This is a genomic window from Mucilaginibacter sp. OAE612 (assembly GCF_041806395.1).
Classification (GTDB): Bacteria; Bacteroidota; Bacteroidia; order Sphingobacteriales; family Sphingobacteriaceae; genus Mucilaginibacter; species Mucilaginibacter rubeus.
The window spans coordinates 4,866,981-4,893,802 of record NZ_JBGMUW010000001.1; the positions used below are offsets into that span (position 1 = coordinate 4,866,981).

At 42.8% G+C, this 26,822-nt stretch carries 22 protein-coding genes; 2 read left to right on the forward strand and 20 right to left on the reverse strand.

Annotated elements, in window-relative coordinates:
• Positions 1–160 precede the first annotated feature (160 nt).
• Positions 161–2,140, reverse strand: a complete 1,980-nt coding sequence (locus ABID99_RS20030; RefSeq protein WP_373614916.1) for an amidohydrolase family protein — start codon at positions 2,138–2,140, stop codon at positions 161–163.
• A gap of 118 nt (positions 2,141–2,258) precedes the next feature.
• Entirely contained in the window at positions 2,259–2,867 is a 609-nt protein-coding gene (locus ABID99_RS20035) for an alpha-ketoglutarate-dependent dioxygenase AlkB (protein WP_373614917.1), read from the reverse strand.
• Positions 2,868–3,181: 314 nt separating this feature from the next.
• Here ABID99_RS20035 and ABID99_RS20040 point away from each other — a divergent pair, with 314 nt between their 5' ends.
• Both ABID99_RS20040 and ABID99_RS20045 read left to right on the forward strand, forming a co-directional pair.
• Positions 3,182–5,191 (forward strand): KUP/HAK/KT family potassium transporter, encoded by a 2,010-nt coding sequence (locus ABID99_RS20040; protein ID WP_373614918.1) that lies wholly within the window; start codon positions 3,182–3,184, stop codon positions 5,189–5,191.
• Positions 5,192–5,496: 305 nt separating this feature from the next.
• Positions 5,497–6,021, forward strand: coding sequence for a dihydrofolate reductase family protein (locus ABID99_RS20045; protein WP_373614919.1), 525 nt, complete (start codon positions 5,497–5,499; stop codon positions 6,019–6,021).
• A gap of 200 nt (positions 6,022–6,221) precedes the next feature.
• On the opposite strand, the gene ABID99_RS20050 is transcribed toward ABID99_RS20045, so the two are convergent.
• The 18 genes from ABID99_RS20050 to ABID99_RS20135 form a co-directional block, all read right to left on the reverse strand.
• Positions 6,222–7,529, reverse strand: a complete 1,308-nt coding sequence (locus ABID99_RS20050; protein WP_373614920.1) for an ammonium transporter — start codon at positions 7,527–7,529, stop codon at positions 6,222–6,224.
• Between the two features lie 96 nt (positions 7,530–7,625).
• Positions 7,626–9,119, reverse strand: coding sequence for an NADH-quinone oxidoreductase subunit N (locus tag ABID99_RS20055; RefSeq protein ID WP_373614921.1), 1,494 nt, complete (start codon positions 9,117–9,119; stop codon positions 7,626–7,628).
• A 7-nt stretch (positions 9,120–9,126) separates the two neighbouring features.
• The gene (locus tag ABID99_RS20060; protein ID WP_188832894.1) at positions 9,127–11,106 is read right to left on the reverse strand and encodes a mucoidy inhibitor MuiA family protein; all 1,980 of its coding nucleotides are present in this window, start codon (positions 11,104–11,106) and stop codon (positions 9,127–9,129) included.
• Positions 11,107–11,113: 7 nt separating this feature from the next.
• Positions 11,114–12,718 (reverse strand): NuoM family protein, encoded by a 1,605-nt coding sequence (locus ABID99_RS20065; protein WP_373614923.1) that lies wholly within the window; start codon positions 12,716–12,718, stop codon positions 11,114–11,116.
• 5 nt (positions 12,719–12,723) lie between these two features.
• On the reverse strand, positions 12,724–14,784 hold the full coding sequence (gene nuoL, locus ABID99_RS20070) for an NADH-quinone oxidoreductase subunit L (protein WP_373614924.1): 2,061 nt from the start codon (positions 14,782–14,784) through the stop codon (positions 12,724–12,726).
• Positions 14,785–14,884: 100 nt separating this feature from the next.
• Positions 14,885–15,190, reverse strand: a complete 306-nt coding sequence (gene nuoK, locus ABID99_RS20075; protein WP_373614925.1) for an NADH-quinone oxidoreductase subunit NuoK — start codon at positions 15,188–15,190, stop codon at positions 14,885–14,887.
• On the reverse strand, positions 15,187–15,705 hold the full coding sequence (locus ABID99_RS20080; protein WP_373614926.1) for an NADH-quinone oxidoreductase subunit J: 519 nt from the start codon (positions 15,703–15,705) through the stop codon (positions 15,187–15,189). The genes nuoK and ABID99_RS20080 overlap by 4 nt, the downstream gene beginning before the upstream one ends.
• 26 nt (positions 15,706–15,731) lie before the next feature.
• Complete coding sequence (locus ABID99_RS20085; RefSeq protein WP_373614927.1) at positions 15,732–16,322, reverse strand: 4Fe-4S binding protein; 591 nt, start codon at positions 16,320–16,322, stop codon at positions 15,732–15,734.
• 132 nt (positions 16,323–16,454) lie between these two features.
• Positions 16,455–17,525 carry an NADH-quinone oxidoreductase subunit NuoH gene (gene nuoH / locus ABID99_RS20090; protein ID WP_373614928.1) on the reverse strand — a complete coding sequence of 357 codons (1,071 nt, stop codon included), beginning with the start codon at positions 17,523–17,525 and terminating at the stop codon, positions 16,455–16,457.
• Between the two features lie 313 nt (positions 17,526–17,838).
• Positions 17,839–18,684 carry a glutamate racemase gene (gene murI, locus ABID99_RS20095; protein WP_090531914.1) on the reverse strand — a complete coding sequence of 282 codons (846 nt, stop codon included), beginning with the start codon at positions 18,682–18,684 and terminating at the stop codon, positions 17,839–17,841.
• A gap of 66 nt (positions 18,685–18,750) precedes the next feature.
• Entirely contained in the window at positions 18,751–19,263 is a 513-nt protein-coding gene (locus ABID99_RS20100) for an OmpH family outer membrane protein (protein ID WP_176622575.1), read from the reverse strand.
• Between the two features lie 224 nt (positions 19,264–19,487).
• A complete protein-coding gene (locus ABID99_RS20105) occupies positions 19,488–20,000 on the reverse strand; it encodes an OmpH family outer membrane protein (RefSeq protein WP_090531918.1) in 513 nt (170 codons plus the stop codon).
• 48 nt (positions 20,001–20,048) lie between these two features.
• Complete coding sequence (locus tag ABID99_RS20110; protein WP_121232083.1) at positions 20,049–20,579, reverse strand: OmpH family outer membrane protein; 531 nt, start codon at positions 20,577–20,579, stop codon at positions 20,049–20,051.
• A gap of 16 nt (positions 20,580–20,595) precedes the next feature.
• Positions 20,596–23,148: an outer membrane protein assembly factor BamA gene (gene bamA / locus ABID99_RS20115; protein WP_373614929.1), complete on the reverse strand. Its 2,553-nt coding sequence runs from the start codon at positions 23,146–23,148 to the stop codon at positions 20,596–20,598.
• A 63-nt stretch (positions 23,149–23,211) separates the two neighbouring features.
• Complete coding sequence (locus ABID99_RS20120) at positions 23,212–23,952, reverse strand: isoprenyl transferase (RefSeq protein WP_090531922.1); 741 nt, start codon at positions 23,950–23,952, stop codon at positions 23,212–23,214.
• 381 nt (positions 23,953–24,333) lie between these two features.
• A complete protein-coding gene (locus ABID99_RS20125) occupies positions 24,334–24,855 on the reverse strand; it encodes a biopolymer transporter ExbD (RefSeq protein ID WP_090531923.1) in 522 nt (173 codons plus the stop codon).
• A gap of 165 nt (positions 24,856–25,020) precedes the next feature.
• Positions 25,021–25,806 (reverse strand): DUF6089 family protein, encoded by a 786-nt coding sequence (locus ABID99_RS20130; RefSeq protein ID WP_373614930.1) that lies wholly within the window; start codon positions 25,804–25,806, stop codon positions 25,021–25,023.
• Positions 25,807–25,815: 9 nt separating this feature from the next.
• Positions 25,816–26,697, reverse strand: coding sequence for an NAD kinase (locus ABID99_RS20135; protein WP_354486567.1), 882 nt, complete (start codon positions 26,695–26,697; stop codon positions 25,816–25,818).
• Between the last annotated feature and the right edge of the window lie 125 nt (positions 26,698–26,822).

Consider the following 26,822-nt stretch of genomic DNA (forward strand, 5'->3'; position numbering starts at 1 on the left):
GCTGCAAAGGTATCATTTTAAAATGAAGTATCGGTAAAATCTATTGTCATAAATTAGTAGTTTATTGATTGCCAAGTTGATTTGGTGAATGGTTGATTTAGTGAGTAGTTATTACACTGATAACCAACCATTAACCTAATCAACCCAATAAACCACACACCTATTTCTTAAACCCAACCATCTGGTGCAGCTTAACCGGGTCATAGATCCTGCCCTCTTTTATTACTACTGATACCTTCCTGATTTCCCTGATATTACGCAGCGGATCACCATCGATAATAACAAGGTCGGCTTGCTTTCCCGCTTCAACCGAACCTGTTGTTTTATCAAGTCCCATCACCATAGCCGGTGTTATCGTTGCTGTTTTGATAGCCTGCGCCGGGGTAAGACCGGCTTCAACATATAATTCAAGTTCGCGGTCAAGACTATAGCCGGGGAACCCCATATCTGTGCCTGCAACAATAGTAACTCCGGCATCATGCAATACCTTAACGGTCTTCTTCATGCTTTCATACAAGGGTTTCAGCTTAGCGGCCTTCTCCGGTTCTTCGCCCATGTTTTTAAACAGTGCCTGAAGCGGCAGCGGCAGTGTATAATAATTAGGCTCCAGTTTGGTTATATCATCCTTAACGTTACGGAAGGCGAGCTCGAAAACACCTATCGTAGGATCTATCACCACGTGATGTTCTTTTATAAACTTAATAGCCGCGATACTTACCGAGTCATCGAAAATAACCGACCTGTCCTTATCCCGTTTCATGATGGCATACACATACTGCACGTGGTTAACCATATTCATCCCCGAATCAACCCCTTGCTGAAGGGTCATCCCCTGCGGGATATGGCCCGTTACAGTTAAACCCAACCGGTGTGCCTCATCACAAATAACTTTAACTATAGCCGGTTTTACCGAACTGTAGATCTTGATCTGCTGAAAGCCATTTTCTTTATAACGGTCTACAGCCTTTATAGCCTCTTCCTTAGTATCAGCCTGGATAATCCCCAATGCATAAGGCCCTTTGCCGTCAATAATACCAGCTTTAATGATGTTGGGGCCCACGCCTTTGCCTCCATCAATAGCGGCTTTTATAGCGTTGATGTAACCAAATTCGTTACCACAATCGCGCACAGTAGTTACACCTGCTGCAAGATAGGCCGGCCCCCACTCGGCCTGTTCAAAGTGCGAGTGCATATCCCACAGGCCGGGCAAAATGGTTTTCCCTTTGGCGTCAATGAGCTTAGCCCCTGCAGGTATCTTAACTGTGCCAACCTTACCTGTTTGTTTGATAATGCCATTTTCTATCAATACAACGGCATTAGGTATGCTTGTACCTGTATTTACGTCAACCAGGTTACCACCGGTAATAGCTATTATCTTATCTGTTTTACCTGTTGGTGCGGCCGCTTTCGCAAATAGTTCCATACCGTAGGTAGCCGCCTTACTGATGAGCTGTGGTAACAGTTCTTCGTAAGGTACCCGCATCATTTCCAGTTTGTCACCTTCGGCGTCATTAGTGATCAGGCATATGAGTTTACCCTCATTATCAGTCCAAACCAGTTCGTTACCCCAAACCAGTCCGCTTATGGTGAGCCGGTTAAGTGTAAGTGGTTTACCGTTAAACGTAAACTGATCAATACCTGCTTTTTTGATCTGTACCGCGCCAAATGGCAGTGTATGGATGCTTGCAGGTTGTTTATGTTTATTCCAATACTGGATGAGCACCTGCTGCACAGTGCCCGGCGAATAGCCCGCTACCGGGAAGCTGAGCGGCAGTACTTTTTGTGTATATGATGAATCGTTAACCCTGATTGCAGCCTCACCTCCGCGAATGGTTATTTTATCATCAATGGTCGAAAACCTTGAAGTATTGCCTTTTATAGTCAATTCCAACGGATCGGCTACGGGGTTCACCTTCAACTCGGCAGTAAGCGGCACCGGCGAACCGCGGTCAACAAACTTAAAATTGACATTATAATGAACGGCATCTTTATACTTGTGCACATAATAGGTTTCCTTACCAATGTGTTGCTCAAACTTATGCAGAAAAAAGGTACCGCTGTCGGTTGGCAAATCGGTTTGCGCATTGGCGTTTGTTATTAAGGCCGAAAAGGCGGCAAATAATAATAAAGGTGTTTTCATAAGGTCAGTAATGTTAATGTAAGATAGCGGTTTGTTTGGGATGTTACAAAACAGTTTTTTTGTGCGGGGACGCTTAAATGCGCTTTCTGACCAATCACATCATCAAAGCAAAAAATCTTCACCCAATACTTCTAAACGTTATATTAATCCTCGCCCCCAGCATCCTGCTTGTTTTGGGTACCTGGTGAAGCCAGTGATGCTGCGTTTGCCCCTGCATAATCAGCAGATCGCCGTTGTTAAGTACGACAGATACTTTAGCATTCGTTTGCCGCTTATGCTTAAACTGGAAAACCCGCGAAGCGCCAAATGATACCGAAGCGATGACAGGGTTACCGCCAAGCTCGCTTTCATCATCACTATGCCAGCCCATACTATCGCCACCGTCACGGTAATAATTAAGCAGCGCTGTATTAAACCGGCGACCGCACTGCTGCTCCGCCGCCTGCTTAATGCTATTGAGCAGCGGGCTAAATTTAACCGGCACATTTACCACACCTGAATATACATATACCTCATCGCGCTCTCCGTACCAGGCCGTAAGCCGGGGGAAGTTCACTTCCCTGCCATAGATTTTCATTTTATCCTGCTTCCATGGGGTTTCCTCAACCAGCCGCGTAAATACATCTTCCTTATAAAAATGGGGATAAAGCAATACCTCTCCATCAAAAGGTAATAAGTTTTTTGGTGCGCCAAACAGGTTCAGCTGGTCATTATTGAATAGGTCCATGTTCAAATATCTGTATTACATACCATAAAACACGATGGGCCACTCTGCTATCAGAATGATAAAACCTATCATTTTGATAGCTTTTCCTCATATTGAGAAAATCTTTCTCATTTTGATAAACTCCTATAACACAAGCCTGTAAATAAAGCAAAAAACGTTGTGGCATGTTTATTGGCCATGCGGCCTCACAATACAAAATAAATTTACGATGGCATTGTTTATCGCTGCTACAGCAAAATTTACAAAACGGACAATAAGTTCCTTCATTGCAGCTGGTATCATCCCCTCTTTTCCCCTAACAATTTATACACTTCATGAATTCGCACGTTAAGCAACTCACTTTCGCGGGTATGATCGTTACTCTCGGTATTATTTTTGGCGATATTGGTACCTCTCCCCTGTATGTTTTTCAAACCCTGTTGGTTGAAGGCGGTAAGGTGAACCCCGCGCTGGTATTAGGCTCTATCTCCTGTATCTTCTGGACACTCACACTGCAAACCACTTTCAAGTATATCGTTATTACGCTGCAGGCTGATAATAAAGGCGAGGGCGGTATTTTTTCATTATATGCTCTGGTAAGACGTTACGGTAAATGGCTGGCAATCCCAGCTATAATTGGCGCAGGTACTTTGCTTGCCGATGGTATCATTACCCCACCCATCTCTGTAACATCGGCCATCGAAGGTTTAAATTTAGTACCGGCATTTTCAACTGTTATTGTCCCTGGCAATAACCTGATCCTCATTATTGTAATTAGCATCATTTTATTGCTGTTCTTTTTTCAGCAGTTTGGCACCAAGGTGGTCGGTTCGGCATTCGGGCCGGTCATGCTGATGTGGTTTATTATGCTGGGCGTATTGGGCACTATACAAATAACACATTTCCCCTCTATTTTTAAAGCTCTCAATCCTTATTATGGCGCCCATTTACTGATGGACCATCCTAAAGGTTTCTGGTTGTTAGGCGCGGTATTTTTGTGTACTACGGGTGCCGAAGCCCTATACTCCGACCTGGGCCATTGCGGCAGGCGTAACATCCAGGTAAGCTGGATCTTTGTGAAAACAACCCTGATATTAAACTACCTGGGGCAAGGCGCCTGGGTGCTGTCACAAGCACCGGGTAAGAACTTTACCGGCGTTAACCCTTTCTTTGAAATCGTTCCCCATTTCTTCCTGCTACCCGCGATAGCTTTGGCTACACTGGCAACCATTATTGCCAGCCAGGCGTTGATCAGTGGTTCATTTACGCTCATTAGTGAGGCGGTGAGCATGAATTTCTGGCCAAGGATCACCATCAAATACCCGTCAAATATCCGCGGGCAGATCTATATTCCAAGCATTAACTGGATACTGTGTATTGGTTGTATCCTTGTATCGCTCTATTTCCGTACCTCAAGCGCAATGACGGCTGCTTACGGCTTCAGCATCACCATTGCTATGCTTAGCACTACAATTTTAATGTATTACTTTATGCGCTATGTAAAGCACTGGCCTGTATGGCTGGTTACCATTATCCTGTGCTTATTTGTAACCGTCGAATTCTCCTTTTTTGTAGCTAACGCGGTTAAAATACTAAAACGTTTGTTTTTTGTGGGATTTGAAGTTGGTCTGATCTTTACGATGTACACCTGGTTTAAGGCCCGTAAAATCAATAACCGCTTCCTTCATTTTACCGATATCAAGGAGAAACTGCCTTTACTAAACGCGCTGAGCAATGATGCTACCATAAACAAATACGCTACGCACCTGATCTATCTTACCAAAGCCAATAATGGCAAACAGATTGAAGAAAAGATCATCTACTCCATCATGAGCCGCCGTCCTAAACGTGCCGACACCTATTGGTTTGTGCACATTGAACGCACCGACGAGCCATACACTATGGAGTACAGTGTTGACCAAATTGAGCCGGGCAAAGTCATCCGCGTAGAATTCCGTTTGGGCTTCAGGATCCAGCCGCGGGTAAACGTATTGTTCCGTAAAGTAGTTGAAGATATGGTTGAACGTGGCGAGATTGATATCTCCAGCAATTACCCATCATTAAAACAACACAATATGGCTGCCGATTTCAGGTTTGTGATCATGGAGAAATTCCTGTCGTATAATAACGTGTTCAATGTATCGGAGAGCTTTATCCTCAACAGCTATTTTGCCATTAAAAAACTGGCCCAGTCAGAAGCTAAGGCTTTTGGGCTTGATACCAGTGAAACACGCATTGAAAAGATTCCGCTGGTGGTAAAACCGGTTAATAATATCCACATAAAAAGGGTTGACCCGGTTACGCATAAAGCGGTTGAAGGTATGGGTAAGAAAGTTTTTGCGTAGGGCTAACCATTATGTATTAACTTCCACTACCTAACTACATGTGTTGCCCCTCTTTGCTTTGCAAAGAGGGGCTTTATTTTTCTCCCTTTTGCGCTTATTTTCAACGAGTGCTTATTCCGGCCGGGCAATCGCATCGCCCATCGCGTATAAACGCTAATCCAGGTTAAGCTCTCGTTGCAAACGAACGCGGGACGAATACTTCTAAAATGTCGCAATCATAACGGTATAATGTCGTGATCATGCCTTATTCTGCAGCCGCTGGGCCTGTAACTTTGTAATATCAATTTACCCTAAAACGGATCGGCATGAGAAAGTTAAAATTACAAATGAACCTTGCACTCAACAATAAATGGGACAGCAGAATGTCTGATTTCAGTATCGATAATCTTAAGAATGTGGACTGTATTTTACATGGACGAAAAACAGCTGAAGGTTTTATTCCCTATTGGACAGCAATAGCAAACAACCCTAATGACGCTGAATATAAGCTTGGAAGGCGTTTCGCGGATATTCCAAATGTTGTTTTTTCAAACAGCCTTAAAGTAAGCCTATGGGACAATACAACAATAATAGGCGGTGACGTAAAGGAGGCGATAGAAACATTGAAAAAGAAAAATGGTAAAGACATCCTTGTTTATGGGGGAGATTCGTTTGTATCATCCTTAATTCAACATGATTTGGTTGATGAGTTTTATTTGCTTGTAAACCCCGCTGAGATCGGTAACGGACAACAAACCTTTAACCCTTTAAAAAATGATTTAGAGTTAAAGTTGATGAATTGTAAACCATTTGCCTGTGGTGCGGCTTTGCTTTATTATACCAGGGCGTAAAGGGAGATTTTTAAGTTTTTTTTCCCTAATGGATTCACGCTTACCATAATATCAGGGAGCGTGTACGCTCCTGTTAAAAAGTCATTCAAATGTAGCCGCCTGAACCCGCGTTAATATTTTCAATTACCCCTTAAAACAAAAAACCCGGCCTTGCGGCCGGGAATTTCATTAGATTTATTGGATTGGTTGGAAATACGTGATTATAATTTTTCGCCGTGCTGGCTGATATCAAGGCCTTGTTCTTCTTCTTCGGCCGATACCCTTAAAGGCGAGATCATGTCGGTGATCTTTAACAATAATAATGACCCAAAGAATGCGAATATCGATACGCACACCAATGCTACCAACTGTACGAGGAACAGGTGTGTCTCGCCAAAAAACAAGCCGTTGCCTGTTGTATTATTAGCATTTACATGCTGACTGGCAAATACGCCGGTTAACAGCATCCCCACCATACCGCCAACGCCGTGACAAGGGAATACATCAAGCGTGTCATCAATAGAAGTACGGGTACGCCATTCCACAACCAGGTTACTCACCACAGCCGATATGATACCGATAGCCAGCGAGTGCGGTACCGATACAAAGCCGGCGGCAGGCGTAATTGCCACCAAACCTACAACAGCGCCAATACAGGTACCCATTGCAGATGGTTTGCGGCCAAGCAGCATATCAAAAAAGATCCAGGTAACACCGGCAGCTGCCGAAGCAGTGGTACTGGTTGCCAAGGCGGTAACCGCCAAAGCGTTAGCGCCAAAAGCCGAACCGGCATTAAAACCAAACCAGCCAAACCACAACAAGCCCGTACCTATCATTACATAGGTAATCCGTGCCGGAGAATGATTAGCCTCGTTACGGCGTTTTAAATACAAGGCCGATGCCAAAGCAGCCCATCCGGCCGACATGTGCACTACCGTACCGCCTGCAAAGTCAAGCACACCAAATTTGGCTAATATGCCATCCGGGTGCCAGGTGCAATGCGCAAGCGGCGAGAATATGAAAATAGAAAACAGTACCAGGAAAATAATGTACGAGTTAAAACGGATACGCTCGGCAAATGCACCGGTGATAAGCGCCGGGGTAATAATGGCGAATTTTAACTGGTACATAGCGAAAAGCAGTAAAGGAATGGTTGGCGCGGCTTTCCAGGTGGCGTTACCTAACATGCCTTTCATCATGAAATAAGTTCCGGGGTTACCGATAAGGCCATAAAAGCTATCGCCGAAGGCTAAGCTAAATCCAAAGATGCCCCACATTACTGTAATGATCACCATACAAATGATGCTTTGCAGCATGGTGGAGATCACGTTCTTTTTATTAACCATTCCCCCGTAAAAAAACGCGAGACCGGGAGTCATGATCAAAACCAGCGCCGTCGACATCAGCATCCAGGCTATATCGCCCGTATTAAAATTGGGATGACCGGAATTCTTAAAATCAACCGACGGAAAAACGAAAGTAAGTGAAAGTATAATTAAGATCAGGAAAAAAGGGAAATACCTCTTCATGTATTCAGAAAAAATATGTTTTAAATCAGCACGAAAGGTATGATTTTTTCTAAAAACAAAAGAAACTAATTGACTTTTGTTGAAAAAAAACAACAACTACAGATATTTCAGGACAGAATTCGGAAAAATCCCCAATAAAACGAGCAGAAAACTAATAACAATAGCTAAAACAAGTAAATTATAAGATCTTTCACTGGCAACTTCGGCATTTTCTGTCCTTTTCAGAAATAAATACAAAGGAATTTTGAGGTAATAAAACAATGATACTACCGTAGTTAAAGCACCGGTTATCATCAGCGACAACAGCCAGATACTGTGTGTTTGCTCATAAGCGCTATAAGCCGCCGAAAACACAAACAGTTTACCCGTAAACCCCGCAGTAACCGGGATCCCTGTTAAAGAAATGAGGATAATTACAAAACAAACCGAGGCTACAGGGTATTTTAAGCCCAGCCCTTTGTAAGCTTCCACCTCTTCAGCGTCCACAATATTGCTGAAGTATGATGCCAGTGCCAGCGCCCCAATATTGGCCAGCGCGTAAACGGCCAGGTAATAGGTTAATGATGATAAGCCCTGTAAATTAAAGGTAACTACCGCCATTAAAGCAAAGCCGGTATGGCCGATGCTTGAATAGGCCAGCATCCTTTTTACATTACTTTGCAAAACGGCTGCAAAATTTCCGGCTATCATGGTGATGATACCAATAGCTGATAAAACAATGCTAAAATCAATCCCCTTCCAGTCGGCCGAAAACAGGAACAAAGGCATCACATTTACAAGCAGCGCAAAAGCTGCTATTTTAGGTACGGTTGAAAGATATGCGGTAACCGGCGTGGGCGCCCCCTGGTAAACATCGGGTACCCAAAAATGCATTGGCATAAATGATAATTTAAACCCTATGCCAATCAGCACCAGTACTAAAGCAAATGAAGCGCTCACCGGGTTTACATTAGGCAACTGGGCTACAATACCCGGCAGATCCAGCGAGCCGCTGAAGCCGTACAATAACGAGATCCCGTATAGCATAACAGCCGATGATGCCGCGCCAAAAAGCACGTACTTTAAACCGGCTTCGGTACTTAAAGCAGTTTCAGACCGGTAAGCCACCATCAGGTATGATGCTATGGATACCATCTCGATGGCAAGATAAACCGAGAGCAGGTTAATAGCCATAGCCATTAAATGCAGACCTAAAATAGATGCTATGGAAATGGTATACAGGTCTGATAAGCCTTTTGGATGCACCTTCAGCTTGTCATCCCAGGTAAAATTTAACAGGAGAATGAATGAAAGCAGATCGATAATGATCTTGAAAAATACCGCCGACCGGCGCAGCAGTAACATACTGCCGAAGATAACATGATCGCCGTCAAGGATCAGGGCTACCTGCTGCAGGTCTTTAAACAACACCAGCAGCAAGCCGGCGCAGGCTACTATTTTACAAAGCTTTACAGATCTGCGCCCAAATATCAGGTCGGTTATCAGCACTACCAAAAACAGCCCGGTTAAATAAATTTCGGGCATAAAATAGGGTATGCTGCCAAAAACATTGGTTAACTGAACTGATATATGGGGAAGCAGATCGTGCATTTATATTTTATTGTACTATTACTGATTGATTTTTGGGGTATTTAACCTGGTATTTTAGTTTCACCTTCTTTTCATCGAGCGAATTTAACATGAAATTCCATGAAACCCTACCTGTTGTTGCATCAGGTTTTGCGCCTGATGTTTCCTGCGCCTCTACTTCGATATCTTTATTTTGCGAAACAGGTACCTGGTCTTCAACCAATAAATTAACCGACTGGCTTTTCCTGTTTTTTACGTCGATAAGCCAGTTACGGGTTTCCTTTTGGTTTGAACCTGATGACTGGCGCATGGCCAAACCTTTCTCCAGCGTACGGGTAACAACAATATTTTTATCGGTACCTAACGATAGGTTCAGTGTATCGGTAGTAGCATCGGTATTAATCAGCGACTTGCCAATGTATGTTCCTTCAAAAAACAGGTTGGCCTCGCCCGAAAGAAAACTGTATTTATTCCAGTTGGTAAGCTGCGCGGTGAGGAATACATCGGTACTCAATTTTGGCGCCACGTAATATTGATAAGTAGCATCAATATTATATTGGCTAATTTCAACCGCATACTGTTTGCCATCACTTGGTACCGTATAAGGGTTAGCGATGTTAAACTCAATATTGGTTTGGTTCTCTTCTTTTTTTACTTCGATAGGAACCGTGTTAATTATATTTTTATCTTGTATTCTCGCAACAGCACCGGTCAAATCCCTTTTATATTCCGTGCCATAACCTGCAACAACCACCTCGTTAAGCTGTCGTGAAGACGGATTTAGCGCCACGTTGATCATTGGCGCATTGGCCTGCCTTTCTAATGTTTCATATCCAATAAAACTATAAGTAAGCACAGCATTGGCGTTAGGTATCTGGATGCTGTAATTTCCACCGGCATCACTTACGGCCCCTATTGATGTACCTTTTACCCTGATGCTTACACCAGGGATGGAGCTGTTATCATCCCTGCTCACTATTCTACCCATTACTTTAGTTATTGGAACACCAGTACCTGAATAGTACATACCGAAGTTAAGATAGGTAGGCGTAAGCTCGGGCTTCGCCCCATTTACGCTTGGGTTACCGGTTGATAAGGTAAGCTTAGCGCTTTTCCAGTCCTCACCCGTTTTTTGCGACACGTTGGCTTTGTAAACGATAGTTATTGGACTGTTCACATTTTTAGCACGGATATCGTAGGTAGGGAACCAGTTGGCGTTTCGCACCAGATAACTTAAAGTAAAATTTGCCTGCAACGCAACTTTTGCCGATACGGTGACCAAAACATTACTGGTTGTTTTAACACCTGCTTTGTTTATCTCTGCAATTTGTTTGTTATAATCTTCCAGCTCGTCGTTAAACAAATCTATCTGATCATTTACGGCTTGCTGATTCTTTTTGATCTCGTTTAAGCGAGCTGTCTGAAAGTCGAGTGTCTGTTTCAGCCTGATCGGATCCAGCGCAACATTAGTACCGTTGCTCACCGGGTTTTTAGCCAGTGTATTAGCTTCTTCCTGGTAAATAGAGAGCATGTTATTTTGCAAGGCTATTTTGTTTCTTACCAGTTTTACCTTCGCCTCAATAGCCTGTATGTTTTTTTGCCTGATGTCATTATCGGCAAAATCAAGTTCGTGATTAACCGAAAGAATGGTAAAATCGCCGCCTGCATTTACCTGGATACTCTGCACATCAATTCCAGGCGACAGGTTTTCAAACACCAGCGTTGATGTGCCGGGGCTGATATTGACTAACGCTGTACGACTTACCTGCGCCCCGTTCAAAAACACGGTTACTTTCTGAACTTTTGAGGCTACCTTCTGGCCTTCATCGGCCCTTGTTGCTGCAGCGATAAAAAGCAATGCTGCTGCGATAGATAATTTTTTAAACATAATTCCTTCGGTTAAATACATACCATCTGTTATTTCGCTTATGCCCGGGTTGCCGGGGGCAGCGTAAATAAAAGATGCAGGTGTATGCACTTTTCCATAAATGAATTTATGTTGAAACACTATTTTTTTATTTAGCCTGTAAAAACTGTATCAATGCCAATACCGAATCATTGATTTTTCCAAACACCAACGACGGCATCAAACCTAAAGCCAATGCTGCGGCAGCCATTGGTATCAATGCCAGCTTTTCGCGGATGCTTACATCGGTAAGTGCTATTTTCCAAACCTCGCCGCCTTTAAGTGATACTTTTCCGAAGAACATGCGCTGCAGCGTCCACAGGAAATAAGCCGCTCCCAACAGGATCCCTACCGAACCGCAAACAGCCATCCAGTATGGCAGCAAACCGTTAACCGTTGGCGATTTAAATGTACCCGTCAGTGTAAATGCTTCGGCCACAAATGCCGAAAAGCCCGGCAGCCCCAGTGAGGCAAAGAAAGCCACCATAACAAAGGCTGTATATTGAGGCATCTGAGTGCCCAACCCGCGAAAATGATAAATATCCCTGTCGTGTACGCGGTTATAAACTACACCTACCAAAAAGAACAGCATTGATGATAAAAAGCCGTGACTTACCATTTGCATTACCGCGCCGCTTACCCCCTCGGCAGTTTGCGAGGCAATACCCAGTAACACAAAACCCATGTGCGATACCGATGAGTAAGCGATCATCCGCTTCAGATCGCGCTGGGCCAGCGCGTTGCAGGCACCATATAATATCGAAACAACCCCAATCAACCCAAGCCAAAAAGCGCCGGATGATGCTATCTCCGGGAAAATTCCCAGACAGATGCGGATGATGCCGTAACCGCCTATTTTAAGGAGCACACCGGCAAGAATGATAGATACCGGTGTAGGCGCTTCAACGTGCGCATCGGGCAACCAAGTATGTAAAGGCACAACCGGCACTTTGATGGCAAATGCAATAAACAATACCACAAAACCAACCGTACGCGCAGGCATCCCCAATATAGTTTGATGTGCCGCCACTGAAAATACCGAACCTTGGGTATAATTGGCAGGGTTCATCATCTGGATAATATTGAAAGTATGGCTACCTGTAGCCGGATCATTTACTGATAGGTATAAACCTACCATCACCAGTAACATAAATACTGAACCAAACAGGGTATACAAGAAAAACTTGATGGCCGCATACTCCCGGCGTACACCGCCCCACATTCCGATCAGGAAATAGAGCGGCAGTAACATGAGCTCATAAAACAGGTAAAACAGGAAGAAATCCAAAGCGCAGAATACACCCATCACGGCCATATCCAACAGTAAAAACAAAAGGAAGAAACCTTTGAGATTGCTCTTGATTTCCCAGGAGGCCAGCGTAGCAACCACCATCACCAGTGCCGACATTACCAATAGGGTTACCGAAATGCCATCTATCCCTACAAAATAATCTATCTGCATTTTGCCCATGCTGCCCAGGTTAAGGGCAATCCATGGCAGTTTCTGTACAAACTGAAACTGGTCTTCATGGTTAATACCTGCCGTTGCCGCACCTGTTTTAAAGTTAAGGTAGATCGCGATGCTGATACCCAGCTGCAAAAGCGTAGCCAGCAGGGTAATATATTTAAAACTCCCCCGAACCGACGATGGCAGCAATACGATCACCAGCGCAAACAGTACAGGTATAAATATGAGTAGGGTTAGTAGGTTCATTAAATTCAGATCAGTATTTTTAAAATAAAGAGTACCAACACAATGAGCAGCATACTATACAGGTAATACTGCACCTTGCCGTTTTGAAACTTACGTGCAAAATTGCCAATACTTTGCACTAATGCAGCCATTAAATGCAAAAATCCGTCGACAATATATTTATCGCACCAGGCGGTAAGGTCTGCCACCTTCCTGCTCAGCCTTTCAATTAAATGGATCAGCCCGTCAATGATATTCCTATCAAACCAAAAACAGGTTTTGCCCAGGCCAAGTACTGGTTTTACAATCACTTTCTTATAGATCTTATCCAGATACCATTGATTATAGGATAAGCGGTAAAAGAAGCCGGTTTGCGGAAACGAGAAAGTATTTCTTTTTACGTAGATAGCATAGGCCGCGTACATTACAAAAACGCTTAAGATATTCACCCCTATCGGAATAATGGTATGGTAGATATTTTCGCGGGCCATGAATTCGGCAGGTTTTAAGTTTTCGAATAGCCAGGCTTTTTCATAAAAGAAAGGATTAAGCGAAAACAAGGGGAACAAACTGCAAACCGCCAGCAGGATCAATGGCACACGATATTGCCAACCTCCATCGCTGATATGTAGTTTAATGTCAGGGTGATGTTTCAACAAGCGAAACTCTCCGAAAAATATTTTCACTATTAACCTTGATACGTAAAAGGCAGTAAGCCAACTGGTAAATAATGCACCTGCCGGGATCAGTTTAAGCCATGCGTTTCTACCCTCGCTCCATTCAAACGCCTGGATCAGGATGCCATCTTTTGACAGATAGCCCGAAGTAAGCGGAATACCTATAAGCGCCAGTGAACCAATAACTGCGACCACAAAGGTCAGCGGCAACTTTTTACGTAAGCCACCCATGTACTGAATATTTTGCGGGTCGATATCCAGGTCATTTTCCTCCCTGATATGCTGCATTTCGTGGATCACAACACCGGCCACCAAAAACAGTAAACATTTAAAGAAAGCATGCGTGGCTAAATGGAATAAAGAAGAGCCATAAGCCCCAACCCCCATCGCCAGGATCATATAACCCAGTTGCGATATGGTTGAGTAAGCAAGCACCCGTTTCAAATCGTTTTGTGTAAGCGCGATAGTGGCGGCCATGAAAGCGGTAAAGCAACCTATTACGGCAAGAACCGTTAACTCCGTATCGGTAAACAAAGGATAAACCCTGCCCAGCAGAAATACACCGGCAGCCACCATAGTAGCCGCGTGGATCAGTGCAGAAACCGAGGTTGGCCCTTCCATGGCATCAGGTAGCCAGGTATGTAAAGGGAACTGCGCCGATTTTGCCGCAACAGCCATAAATACACCAATGCAGGCCACGTATTGCCATACAGCGGGAATCTGCTCTGAAGCAGAGATCCACAAACCATCATGAATAACCGATTTAAATACCAGATTATCATTAATGAAAAGCGTAGCGATATCAAACGTATGGAACTGGGCAAATAGGATAATGATAGCACTTAGCAAACCGATATCGCCAATGCGGTTCATGATAAAGGCTTTTTTATTGGCCTGTACGGCTTTATCCCTGGTAAACCAAAAACCGATAAGCAGGTATGACGAAAAGCCCACCAGCTCCCAGAAAGCATAGAACAACACCAGGCTATCTACCACAACCAAACCCAGCATGCTGAAACAAAAGAAACTTAAGTAGGTAAAATAGCGACTGTACCTGTCGTCGTGCTTCATGTATGCCGTAGAGTAGATATGTACCGGCAAGGCAATCAGCGATACCAGCAGCAACATCATCGCCGAGAGGTTATTAAGCAAGATCCCCGCGAAAACTTTGGTGTTACCAATGGTAAACCAAAGTGTTTGTGTATGCAAAGGTTGCCGGTTCCAAACCGCTGCAAATACCATAGCCGATAATACACAACCAACCAAAATAGTCAGGGTTGAGACCCAGCCAGCTGCCTTACTTTTTACAGGCAGGCAAAAATTGATCAAAGCAGCAAACAGCGGCAAAGCCACAGCTGCAATGGTGTAGCTGATGATGGTTGGATCGGTATGTAAAAGCGCGGTGCCCAATTAGTTTTTTTATCTTCTCTGTAGAGACGCATAATTGCGTCTCCGAATGTACATATCCGCTTGTCTTGCGGGAGACGCAATTATGCGTCTCTACGTTTTTTTAATCCCTCAAATTTTTAATCTCATCCGGGTCAATGGTTTTATATCGCCGGTAAACATTCAGGACGATGGCCAGCGCAACCGCTGTTGTTGCCGCGGCCAGCACAATTGCAAACAAGGCGAACACCTGTCCGCCGTTATTCAGCTTATCATATTTACCAAAAGCTACCAGGTTTAAAATGGCGGCATTCAGCATCAGCTCAATACCAATCAACACCTGGATGGAGTTACGTTTGGATACAATCATGTACATGCCTGTGCAAAACAATAACGCGCCTACGAGTAAAAAATCGGTTGACGTGATCATGCCCTGCCCTCCTTACGTGATAAATGCGCCGCACCTACCAAAGCCATCAGCAATAAAACAGAAATGGCTTCAAAAGGCAGCAGGTAGGTGGTCATGAGGTTAACGCCTATATTATCTATAGTTGAAGAGATTGGCGTTGTCTCATTTTTTTGTGCGATGGCCTGTTTTACCCATGGCAGGTTATCAGCATCGGCTTTAAGGATAATGTTTACAATCACCGCTAAAAACAGCGCAGCCAGTATAACCGCCGGTACTTTAGCCATGTTAATGAATTTTCCTTTGTGTTGCTCTATCACATTTAGCGTTTCACGACCAGAAAGCATAAATGCAAAAAGGATGAGCACCAGGATGCCCCCTACATAGATCACCACTTGGGTTACCGCCACAAAATCTGCAAGGGCCAATACATACAAACCAGCTAATGCAAACAAGGTCACAAAAAATATAAAAATACTCCTGACCAGGTTTTTACTTAAAGCAGCATATAGCGCCGAGCCAACCGCGATAAAACTCATCAGATAAAACAACACCCGCATCAAGGTCATGCCCCACCCTCCTTTTGTTTCATGGCGGCTAATTTGGAAGCCTGTTTTTCGGCCTGTTGTTTGTCAAAAAGGGCACGCTTTTCGGCGGCATCTTCGGGCGTCATATCCGAAAACTGGTAAACCAGATCGCTTAGCTGAAAAACTGTTTTATCGTACTGGTTGGTCATGGTAATGCATTCAGTTGGGCACACAATAGTACACAACCCACAATACATACACTTGGCCATATCAATATCAAACTTGGCTGCATACAAACGTTTGGTAGTGCCGTCGGATGTTTGGCCGATAGCTTCCGTAGCCTTGATCGATTCAATATCGATACAATTAACGGGGCAAACCTTGGCGCACAGATCACATACGATACAGTCATCCATTTCCACATCCAACTGGTAGCGGCCCACTTCAGGTACCGGCAGTTGCTGCTTAGGATATTGGATGGTATTTGTGCCATGCTCCAGTTGCTTAAAGTAATTACTATCGCTCACGGTTACAATCTCCCTTTTGCCGTTACCCGCAAAGAGATGCCGGATGGTAAGGCTTAAACCTTTCCACGCCGTTGTAAACGCTTTTATTACTTTCTGAACCATGATTTTTAGGATTTTAGGATGCTCAGGATATTTCCTTTACTACTGCTAATCCTTGTTTCTTATTATTCAATTAATTATAAAACTTAATTCTTTTAAATCCGAAATCGAACATCCGACATCCGAAATTAAAAATCACATCAGCCACAACCTCCATACACCCGATATCAGCATACAAGCGAAAGCCACCGGGGTCAATACTTTCCAGCAAAGGTTCATGAGCTGGTCAACCCGCAAGCGGGGTAATGTCCACCTGATCCACATTTGAACACCCACCAGGCCTAATGTTTTTAATACTACCCATAATATCCCCCAAGGCACATTGGTAGTCCATGTTGCCAATTTAACGCCGCCTATGTTGGGCAGCGGCGTATTCCAGGCACCTAAAAACAATATTACTGCTATCATGGATACCAGGAACATCATCGAATATTCGGCCAAAAATACCAGCGCGAAGCGAATCCCTGTAAACTCGGTATGGAAACCGGCTACCAATTCAGACTCCGCCTCCGGAATATCAAAAGGCGCACGGTTACTTTCAGCCAATGAAGCTATAAAATAGATCACAAATGCGATGAGTAAATGAGGTGCACGGAATATGTTCCAGCTAAAAAAACCGCCTATTTGAGATACGTCCCAAAAACCAGCGAATTTAACTTTTTCCGTCGCCAGGATCCCCTGCTGGGCCGAAATCACCTGCAAATCCAGCGTTTGTGCTATCATCACAACAGCTATAATGGCAAAACCGGCAGGGATCTCATACGAAATGATCTGTGCTGCCGAGCGCATAGCGCCCAGGATAGAGTATTTGTTATTTGATCCCCAGCCTGCCATCAGGATGCCCAATGTTTCGATGGAAATAATGGCAAAGATATAATACAGGCCGATATTAGTCTTTGAAGGGATAAGCCCGGGGGCCCAGGGTAGCGCGGCGAAACCGAGGTATACGGCTATGAATATTACGGCCGGGGCCAGCATAAACAACCATTTATCGGCAGCGGCCGGGACGATCAGCTCTTTCTGAAGCATTTTTAAAATATCGGCCAGCGTTTGCAGTGAACCATATTTTCCTGTTTCCGTTGGACCGAGCCGGTCTTGTATAAACGCTGATATTTTACGCTCGGCATATACACCGAATAAAGCGAAAAAGGCCGAAAAACTGAACAACCCAATTGCTGCAATAAAATATGTAAAATAATAGTTCAACAGGAATATTTGCTTAAGGGTGCAAACTTACTAAATGTTGAGTTATTTAGAATGATTAAATTATATATTAAGTTGATAGGGTTTATCAGGTGAATGGTTGATTGGGTTGATTAGGTGGATGGTTTAATTTCGTTTTTTAGCGCAAGTCTAGTGTGATGGGATTAGCGTGGCTGACTTGTGCCTTCTACGTAACATGCAGGGTTTCGTCGCGACGTCATTGCGAGGTACGAAGCAATCCCCAAAATAGAGAGCCGATATGTAGAGCCTCTGTAAAGTTCGCGATTGCTTCGTACCTCGCAATGACGTGTGGGAATCAACACTTCACCAAATCATTTGCCGATATAAACGTTGATTTTACCGGGGCCGAGAAGAACAGCGAAGCATGATGGTCAAAATCGGCAGTATCATCAGTAGTGGTATAAAACTTATTTTCGCCGTTCCGACTAAGTTTTTGCTCAATTTCGGGGTGGCGGTTTAAATAACTAACAAGGCTTTTAGCCACGATATCGCCCTGCCCTATAACATTAATGCGTTCGGGCAAATGTGCTTTTATTTTGTCCTGGATAATAGGATAATGTGTGCAAGCCAACAAAATGGTATCGATGTTGGGCGATTGTGCCATGATTTGGTCCAGGTACAGCTGCACAAAAAAATCCGCACCGGGTTTATCGTATTCCCCGTTTTCAATTAACGGCACCCAAAGCGGACAGGCCTGCTGGTAAACTTTTATGTCGGGGAAAAAATTCTGGATCTCCAGCAGGTATGAGCCAGATTGTACGGTGCCCTTTGTACCAAGCACCCCAATCTCTTTGGTTTTAGTATAATCGCCAATAACCTCGGCCGTAGGGCGGATAACGCCCAATACCCTTTTCGACGGATCATCTATCTGTTTAAGGTCCTGCTGCTGAATGGTACGTAATGCCTTGGCCGATGCCGTATTACACGCCAGGATCACTAAGGGGCATCCCTGGTCAAACATCCACTGCACACATTCCCAGGTATACTGGTGTATGGTACTGAATGAGCGGTTACCATAGGGAGCACGGGCATTATCGCCCATATAAATATAATCATAGCCGGGCAGTTGTTCAATGATAGAACGGAACACTGTTAGCCCGCCATAACCCGAATCAAAAATACCAATTGGTTGATTTGACATATACAAACATAAAAAAAGCGCCCCGTAATTACGGGGCGCTTTTGTATAATTTACTTAAAGGTGATTTTATTTTAAACCCAATTTCAATTTCACGGCAGCCATCAGGTCGTCGCCTGCAGGAGATACGATCATGCTAACCTGTGATGAATCCAGTACATAAGCGTAACCTTTTTCTTTGGCTACAGCTTGTACAGCAGCCGATACTTTATCAATAATTGGTTTGCCCAATTCTTGTTTTTTAGCATCAACTTGTTGCTGAGCATTGTTTTGGTAATCGTTCATGCGTTTCTGAATATCCTGCAGTTCAGAAGTTTTTGCTGAACGGGCAGCATCTGTCAAAGTTGAACCGTTTTTTTCCAAATCGGCACCCTTGGTTTGTAACTCATTGTTCATAGTGGTTAACTGATCAATGAATGTTTTTTGATAGGCCTGTAATGTTGTAGAAACAGTTTTAGTTTCAGGCATCTGGTCAATAACCTGGCTAAAATTAACATAGCCTATTTTTGTTTGCGCTTTAGCAAAACTACCCACGAACAACATACCTGCTGCAACTAAGGCGACTTTAAATAGTTTTTTCATTTTGTTTTGTGTCCTGTGTTTAATAATGGATAATAATTATCTGTTTGTTTTTGTAACGTGTATCAGCAAATTACTCATGAACTAACCTGGGGAGAGCTTACAATGAACAGGAACATTTGACAGCTACCCTTACCCGGCTAAAATAACAATGTGTAATTTAAATGGCAAACATAAAAAAAGCGTCCCGTTTAATCAGGGCGCTTTTTTTATGTCTTTTGTATTTCTTATTTCAAACCTAATTTTAATTTCACAGCTGCCATCAGGTCATCAGCATCAGGAGATACCAATAAGGTGATCTGTGATGAATCTAATACGTAAGCATAGCCTTTTTCTTTAGCTACAGCCTGTACTGCCTGGGTAGCTTTATCAATAAGCGGTTTACCTAATTCCTGCCTTTTAGCATCAACCTGTTGCTGGGCATTGTTTTGGTAATCATTCATACGTTTTTGAATATCGGTAAGCTCGTTTTCTTTAGCAGTACGTACAGCATCGGTCATGCTTGCCCTTTTTGACTGGTAGTCCTGGCCTTTTGTCTGGTACTCATTATTCATTGTAGTAAGCTGATCAATAAATGTTTTTTGATAAGCCTGTATCGAAGCAGTTACAGTTTTAGTTTCGGGCATCATATCAATCAGCTGATTGAAGTTGATGTGGCCGATCTTAGTCTGAGCATTTGCAAAGCTGCCCGCAAATAACAAACCTACTGCAACTAAGGCAACTTTAAATAGTTTTTTCATTTTCCTTTTTCTGTGTTTAAATAATAGTTCGATTTATTTTAATTCAAATTATTTAGCAAATACCCCGGGTTTTAGTCCTAATCTGGTTATAACATCCGCGCTTTTATCATACCGCGGGTTAGCATATAACATAATAACCTCGCTGTTTTTATCAAAAATCATATCCAGGTTATCGCCTTCGGCAATTGCTTGTACAGCTTTAGACACCCTATCCTGAATTGGTTTAATCAGCGCTGTGCTTCTTTGTGAAAGCTCGCCATCCGGACCAAACTTCTGGCGTTGAAAATCTTTCGCCGCCTTTTCTTTTTCTACAATTTCAGCCTCACGACGTTTTTTCATATCAGGGGTCATCAACACCTGGTCGGCCTGGTAGGCTTTGTACAGACGGTCAATTTCCTGAAAACGGCCATCAACTTCCTTCTGCCACTGATCAGATAATGCAGCTAATTGCTTTTGTGATGAGGCATATTCGGGCATGTGCTTTAATATATACTCCGAATCAACATAAGCAAAACGTTGCGCATAAGCGCCTGCAAAAGCAGTTAACGTTAAAAAGGCCACTAAAATTATCTTCTTCATATATTCGGTACGCAAATTAATTAAATCCGCCGGATAAACTCTGAGAAATTGTAAAATGGAACTGGCCTTTATTAGCATCCGGTTGTCCCGGTATTTTGTCAAAGCCATAACCATAATCTAACCCCAGTAAGCCAAATATAGGCAAAAATATCCTTGCGCCCACACCTACCGAACGCCTTACGTTAAACGGATTAAACTGGCTAAACTGGTTCCATGCGTTACCGCCTTCGGCAAAGGCCAGCAAGAAAATCGTTGCCGACTGGCTTGCAATAACCGGGTGGCGAAGCTCCAGTGTGTATTTATTGTAGATCGCACTACCTGTATTATTATTTTGAGTTTCGTTTGAGCCTTCAGGCACTATTGAGAAGTTTTGGTAACCACGTAAACCGATGATCTCGCTACCCTGTAAAAACTGGTAGCTCTGCATACCGTCGCCACCTAATTTAAAGCGTTCAAACGGTGATGGGCCAACCTGGTGATTGTACTGGCCAAGGAAACCAAACCTTACCTGCGACATCAATACAAACTTACCTACCAGTTTCGAAAACCACTGCGCATCATATTTAAATTTATAATATTCAACAAAATGGTAACGTTCTTCCGGCGTAGCTATTTTATAGTTTATATTGTTAAACAATGAGTATGGCGGCGTAGCTTGTACCGTAAACTTAATGTTTGAACCCTGTGTCGGGAAGATAGGCGCGTCAATAGAGTTACGGGTTAACTCCTGGGTTAACTTAATATTATATGATGTACCGTTGGTAAACAGGTAACCACCATAGTTATCAAGACTGTAATGGTCAAAGTTAAGCGAGTAGTTTAACTGGAAATAGTTATCAGGCCATTTTAAACGTTTACCTAAGGTAACCCCAATACCATTAATACGCAATTTATTATAGTAAGGGCTTGATTTTGGATAGTACTGACCGGTTGAGCTTCCCTGTGTATAAGCCGACAATGCAAAGTAGATTGGCTTTTTACCGCCTAACCACGGCTCGGAAAATGTGAACGAGAAGTTTTGATAAGTACGACCGCTCGATTGCCCCCTTAAGCTCAGTTTCTGACCATCGCCTTTTGGTAGCGGTTTGTAAGCTTTAAGGTGGAAGATATTACGGATAGAGAAGTTATTAAAGGTTAAACCCAAGGTGCCTACCAACTGGCCGCCACCAAAACCACCCGAAAGCTCGATCTGGTCTGAAGGTTTTTCAACTACGTTGTAAACCAAATCAACAGTACCATCCTGCGGATTGATGTTGGTTGGTTTAGGTTCGGTTTTTTGCTCGTCAAAGTTGCCCAGCTGGCCAATTTCACGCGCACTGCGGATCAGCAAGTCTTTGTTGAATTTTTGACCGGGCTTAGTCTGGATCTCACGCATTACCACCTTATCGTTGGTAACATCGTTACCTTTTAACATAACGCGGTTAATAGTATACTGAGGGCCCTCATAAATTCTTACGTCAACGTCTACAGTATCATTATAAACCCTTGTTTGTACCGGATCCGCATTAAAGGTTAGATAACCGTCATTAAGGTATAACGACGAAATATCATCATTGCCCGGAGTTGGGCCGCTTAAACGTTTGTTCAATTCGTCTTCGCTAAACACATCGCCTTTTTTAACATGGAGGATCCTGTTTAACAGGTCGGTATTATATTTGGCATTGCCCGAAAACTTAACATTACCGAAGTAATATTTAGGGCCTTCATATACTTTCAGCTTTACGTTTACGGTTTCATCGTCATGTTTCCATACAGAATCGCTCAGGATCTCAGCATCACGGTATCCCCTGGCCTGCATTTTTTCAACCAGGTTTTGTTTATCTTCTTCGTATTTATCCTGTTTAAATTTCTTTGAACCAAATAGGTTATACCATTTACGTTTACGGGTTTTACTTAAAAATCCGCGCAACGTACCTGTTTTAAATGCTTTGTTGCCTTCAAAAATAACGTCGTTAATTTTAACCTTGGTCTTTTTATCAATGGCAACATCCAATATAACACTGTTAACATCCCCCTGATCCTTGCGTTGGGTAATGGTAACGGTAGTGTTTAAGAAACCTTTTTCGTTAAAATGCTTTTTAATGATAGCAGTTGTTGTGCTGATGAGGTTTTCATTTACGATCTTGCCTACACGGTCGTTCAATTTTTTCTGAACATCTTCAATTTCGCCTTTGCGGATGCCGGTTAAGTGCATGCGTGATAAACGCGGACGCTCCAATACGGCAATCTCCAGGTAAATCGTATCCATATTAATTTTGGTGATGTTTAACTGAACATCATCAAATAAGCCCTGTTGATATAAGGTTTTAATTACCTCGGCATTACGCTCGCCAGGCAGGTTGATACGATCGCCTTTGGTTAATTTGGATAACTGGATCAGGATGTCTTTATCAAGATATTTTGCGCCACTAACAGAAATGCCACCAATAATATAATCTTTAGGATTAAGATAACTTAAACTATCAGCCGGTATCGATTTTGTAAGCGTAGGCCTCGGCCCATTGGATATCTGGGCGAAAGCCGTAGTAGCCAAAACCGAGAAAAGAATAGCAAAAAGAAATTTATACATTCGAATATTTTAGTGGGCTAAAAATAATTTATACAGTTGTTAAAATTTGTTAAAAGTAAAAATTTAGTTCACCTGCTCACTTGTTAAGCCAAAACGGCGCTCGCGTTTCTGGAAATCGATCACTGCTTCATACAGGTCTTCTTTCCTGAAATCGGGCCATAATTTGGTTGTAAAATACAACTCGGCGTAAGCAATCTGCCATAATAAATAATTACTTATACGGTATTCACCGCTGGTTCTGATCAGCAGTTCGGGGTTTGGCATATCGCCTGTAAAAAGGTTTTGTTCAAAAACCTCTTCATTAATATCTTCCGCATTCAACTCGCCGTTTTTTACCTTTATGGCTATATTTTTTGCGGCCCGTACAATTTCGCGGCGCGAGCTATAGCTTAAAGCAAGCGTAAGCACAACACCGGTATTACCGGCTGTTGTTTCAATAGCGTTATTAAGTTCGCGAAGGCATTTTTCGGGCAATGTGTCCAGATCGCCGATGGCATTTAGCCTGATGTTGTTCTTCATAAAGCCGGGAACCTCTTTATGAATAGTGGTTACCATTAACTCCATAATAGCCATAACCTCCAGCTTGGGGCGGTTCCAGTTTTCGGACGAAAATGTATATAAGGTAATATATTTAATACCTAATTTATCGGCCCCCTCAACAACATCCCTAACAGATGTTACACCGTTGTGATGGCCAAATATTCTTAATTTGCCTTTCCCTTTTGCCCAACGCCCGTTGCCATCCATAATAATAGCTACGTGCTGTGGTAGTCTCGACAAATCAATCTGATCCAAATAATCCATATTACTCTTTATCAAAAGCCACCCTGTACAAACACACCTGTGTAAAATTTTTCATCAATACTATGGTCTGCGATATTCGGTTGTTAGACTAATCAATTATTAATTACCTGCATCTGCCATTTTTGTCACGCAAATTGACGGATTTTTCAGGGTACAAAGGTAAAACTTACTTTGTATTTTTTTAGTATCCCGCGTTAAAAGAAAATGTTATTGCGAATAATATATTAAAACTGCCTAAACAGCCATCAAAACCATGATTTTTCATAATTTTTGGTTTAAAGCTCAAAAAATAAAAAAGCCGGCAGCCATTATCTGCCTGATAATGAAAGCTGCCGGCCTCAAAAAACCGCCTGTAAATTTGCTTACAATTGCGTTACACTTTTATATTCCTTTTTGTTTAAGCGCGTCAACATCGGCGGGCATAATATCAACTATAGCGTATTGCTGAATGCCGGTAATAGCCAGCTCATCAAGCGTACTCACCAAATTGCTGTATTGTGATTTATCGCTTGGTTTTACCAATACTATCATGCTTTTGCCCGAGCCGTCGTGTACTTTTTTATTGGTTTCGATGATGGCCCTGCGAATGCCATTGGCTGAAAAATCGGTTACCGAAGGTGCAATGATCGGATTTTTAAGCTCGCCCAGAAAATACATGGCCTTATTATTTTTGCCCAAAACAACAGTCAGTGTTCGGCTTGCCGGAACCGGCATTCCGTCGCCACCGTCATCTGGCATAGCCAAATCCATAGCTTTTGGTTTAGCCAGCGTGGTGGTCATGATAAAAAAGGTAATAAGCAGGAATGCCAGATCGACCATTGCAGTAAGATCAACGCGGGCGTTTATTTTTTTGCGTTTGTGCTTTCCGCCGCCATTTTGGGGAGATGAGTTTAATTCGGCCATGACTTTAAAGATTTTAGGTTAATAATCAATTACAATACTAAATTTCAAAATACAATATACACACAGAATTAAATATTGTATTTTAAATTTAAAACGAATTAAATATTGAATTATTATCTAAAGAGACGCAATAAATCCACAACACTTGTTACAGGCCTAATGTAATTAGAAGTAGCAGTTTGCTGTTACAAAAGTAAATGAGATTGTAAAGTTAAGGAAGAAGTAGGTATCATGCGATTTAAAGTCGCCGCGCTGAGAACCAACGGTACCAATATAATTGCCGGTTTTTTCGCCCGAACGATCAGAGAGTAAAGCGCCGGTCGTGGTCATTTTGCTTTTATCGGCATATACACCGCTTACATCATCCAGGTAATCTGTAAATGCATAGCGGTAACCCATATCGGCCATAATTGTAAACTTACCGGATAAATTATACTTGATACCTAAACCATACGGGATTACGACGGTGTTATTGCCATAAGGCTTAGCCTGGCCTTCGGTTTTTAGCTGCCTTAAGCTAATCTCACGACCGTCAAAATCCTGTGCACGCGGCGCGTAAGATGCAACGCCAATACCTGTAAATATATAAGGTGTGTATTTGTTTCGTCCGGCATCGGGGATATAGTTCATAAAGTTAAACTCGCCGATAAGACTTACCTCCCGCAATTGATCTTTAAAGTTAAGGTTACGATCACGAAACTGCTTGTAGCCGGACCTGTTATCATAAGCCGATATATTACCAACACCAATATTCAGTTTAGCTGAAAAATAGCCATTAAAATTTCTTTTACCAAAGATACCCGCCGAAACGCCGCTTATTTTAACAGGGTTATTGGGGTTAAGATCACCTATGTACCCCGCACCGCCTATCGATCCGCCTATTTCCCAGGTTTGGGCCTGCAGCTGATAAGTAAAAAACAAGAATATGGCAAAAAGTAAAAATTTAGGCATCAATCAAATTTAGTAATTACGGGCATCAAGGCCCCAAAGCAGTTTATTCCTTAACGTAGTTAAATAGCTTTCATTACTAAGGCGAATTAAATTTAACTGAAAACTGGCTTTTTGAACATGAAACTTAACTGTTTGATCTAAAACTTCCGTCCGCGAATCGCAGGAGATGATATAATTAGCGCTGCGGCTTTCCACCTCAAAACAAAGCTTACTGGTATCAGGGATCACTATAGGCCGCACGTTAAGGTTATGAGGTGATACCGGGGTTACCACTATGCTGTTTGACTGCGGGAAAATAATAGGCCCTCCGCAGCTTAATGAATAAGCTGTTGAGCCGGTTGATGTTGAGATGATAATACCATCGCCCCAGTATGAATTTAAAAACTCATCGTTCAAAAATACGTGGGTTATGATCATGGCGGCATCATCGCGTTTATGGATGGTTACATCATTAAGAGCAAAATTATTGCTGCCAAAAACATTAGGGTCCGAGTCGACGGTAAGCAATTCGCGGCAATCGCAGGTAAACTGCCTGTTCACCACGGCATGAATGGCTGCCGTAATATCACTTTTATTAACACTGGCCAAAAAGCCCAGGCGGCCAAAGTTAATACCAATAACAGGGATCCCCGAATCGCGAATCAAGGTAACCGTATCAAGCAGGGTACCATCGCCTCCAAGCGTTATAAAAATATCAATAAAGCCTTTTAAGGTTTCGGCCGGGCGCAACACTTTATATTGCACTGTGGTTAGTTTATCCTGCAAATATTCGTGGAGTTGCTGGTGAACATAAATATCAACACCATGCTGTGCAAGGTTATCAAAAACCTGCTGTATAAAAGGTAAAACAGATGGCTCATTAAACGGCCTGCCGTAAACTGCTATTTTCATTTTTTAAAAAAGCGAATATCGAACTTTGAAAGTACATTAATGCAGCAAGGCATAAATAATTAATACCGCCATACGGTAAACACCATAATCCGTCCATCCCCATACATTTTTCTTATAATGGCAAA

What these genes read in the sequence shown, in the direction of transcription:
- ABID99_RS20130 (WP_373614930.1), bottom strand. Translation starts at nt 25,806, where the DNA reads ATGCCTAAATTTTTACTTTTTGCCATATTCTTGTTTTTTACTTATCAG.
- ABID99_RS20125 (WP_090531923.1), bottom strand. Translation starts at nt 24,855, where the DNA reads ATGGCCGAATTAAACTCATCTCCCCAAAATGGCGGCGGAAAGCACAAA.
- ABID99_RS20045 (WP_373614919.1), top strand. Translation starts at nt 5,497, where the DNA reads ATGAGAAAGTTAAAATTACAAATGAACCTTGCACTCAACAATAAATGG.
- ABID99_RS20050 (WP_373614920.1), bottom strand. Translation starts at nt 7,529, where the DNA reads ATGAAGAGGTATTTCCCTTTTTTCCTGATCTTAATTATACTTTCACTT.
- nuoK (WP_373614925.1), bottom strand. Translation starts at nt 15,190, where the DNA reads ATGATCACGTCAACCGATTTTTTACTCGTAGGCGCGTTATTGTTTTGC.
- ABID99_RS20135 (WP_354486567.1), bottom strand. Translation starts at nt 26,697, where the DNA reads ATGAAAATAGCAGTTTACGGCAGGCCGTTTAATGAGCCATCTGTTTTA.
- ABID99_RS20080 (WP_373614926.1), bottom strand. Translation starts at nt 15,705, where the DNA reads ATGAGTTTTATCGCGGTTGGCTCGGCGCTATATGCTGCTTTAAGTAAA.
- ABID99_RS20120 (WP_090531922.1), bottom strand. Translation starts at nt 23,952, where the DNA reads ATGGATTATTTGGATCAGATTGATTTGTCGAGACTACCACAGCACGTA.
- ABID99_RS20030 (WP_373614916.1), bottom strand. Translation starts at nt 2,140, where the DNA reads ATGAAAACACCTTTATTATTATTTGCCGCCTTTTCGGCCTTAATAACA.
- ABID99_RS20055 (WP_373614921.1), bottom strand. Translation starts at nt 9,119, where the DNA reads ATGCACGATCTGCTTCCCCATATATCAGTTCAGTTAACCAATGTTTTT.
- ABID99_RS20065 (WP_373614923.1), bottom strand. Translation starts at nt 12,718, where the DNA reads ATGAACCTACTAACCCTACTCATATTTATACCTGTACTGTTTGCGCTG.
- ABID99_RS20040 (WP_373614918.1), top strand. Translation starts at nt 3,182, where the DNA reads ATGAATTCGCACGTTAAGCAACTCACTTTCGCGGGTATGATCGTTACT.
- bamA (WP_373614929.1), bottom strand. Translation starts at nt 23,148, where the DNA reads ATGTATAAATTTCTTTTTGCTATTCTTTTCTCGGTTTTGGCTACTACG.
- murI (WP_090531914.1), bottom strand. Translation starts at nt 18,684, where the DNA reads ATGTCAAATCAACCAATTGGTATTTTTGATTCGGGTTATGGCGGGCTA.
- ABID99_RS20100 (WP_176622575.1), bottom strand. Translation starts at nt 19,263, where the DNA reads ATGAAAAAACTATTTAAAGTCGCCTTAGTTGCAGCAGGTATGTTGTTC.
- ABID99_RS20085 (WP_373614927.1), bottom strand. Translation starts at nt 16,322, where the DNA reads ATGGTTCAGAAAGTAATAAAAGCGTTTACAACGGCGTGGAAAGGTTTA.
- ABID99_RS20110 (WP_121232083.1), bottom strand. Translation starts at nt 20,579, where the DNA reads ATGAAGAAGATAATTTTAGTGGCCTTTTTAACGTTAACTGCTTTTGCA.
- ABID99_RS20105 (WP_090531918.1), bottom strand. Translation starts at nt 20,000, where the DNA reads ATGAAAAAACTATTTAAAGTTGCCTTAGTTGCAGTAGGTTTGTTATTT.
- ABID99_RS20035 (WP_373614917.1), bottom strand. Translation starts at nt 2,867, where the DNA reads ATGGACCTATTCAATAATGACCAGCTGAACCTGTTTGGCGCACCAAAA.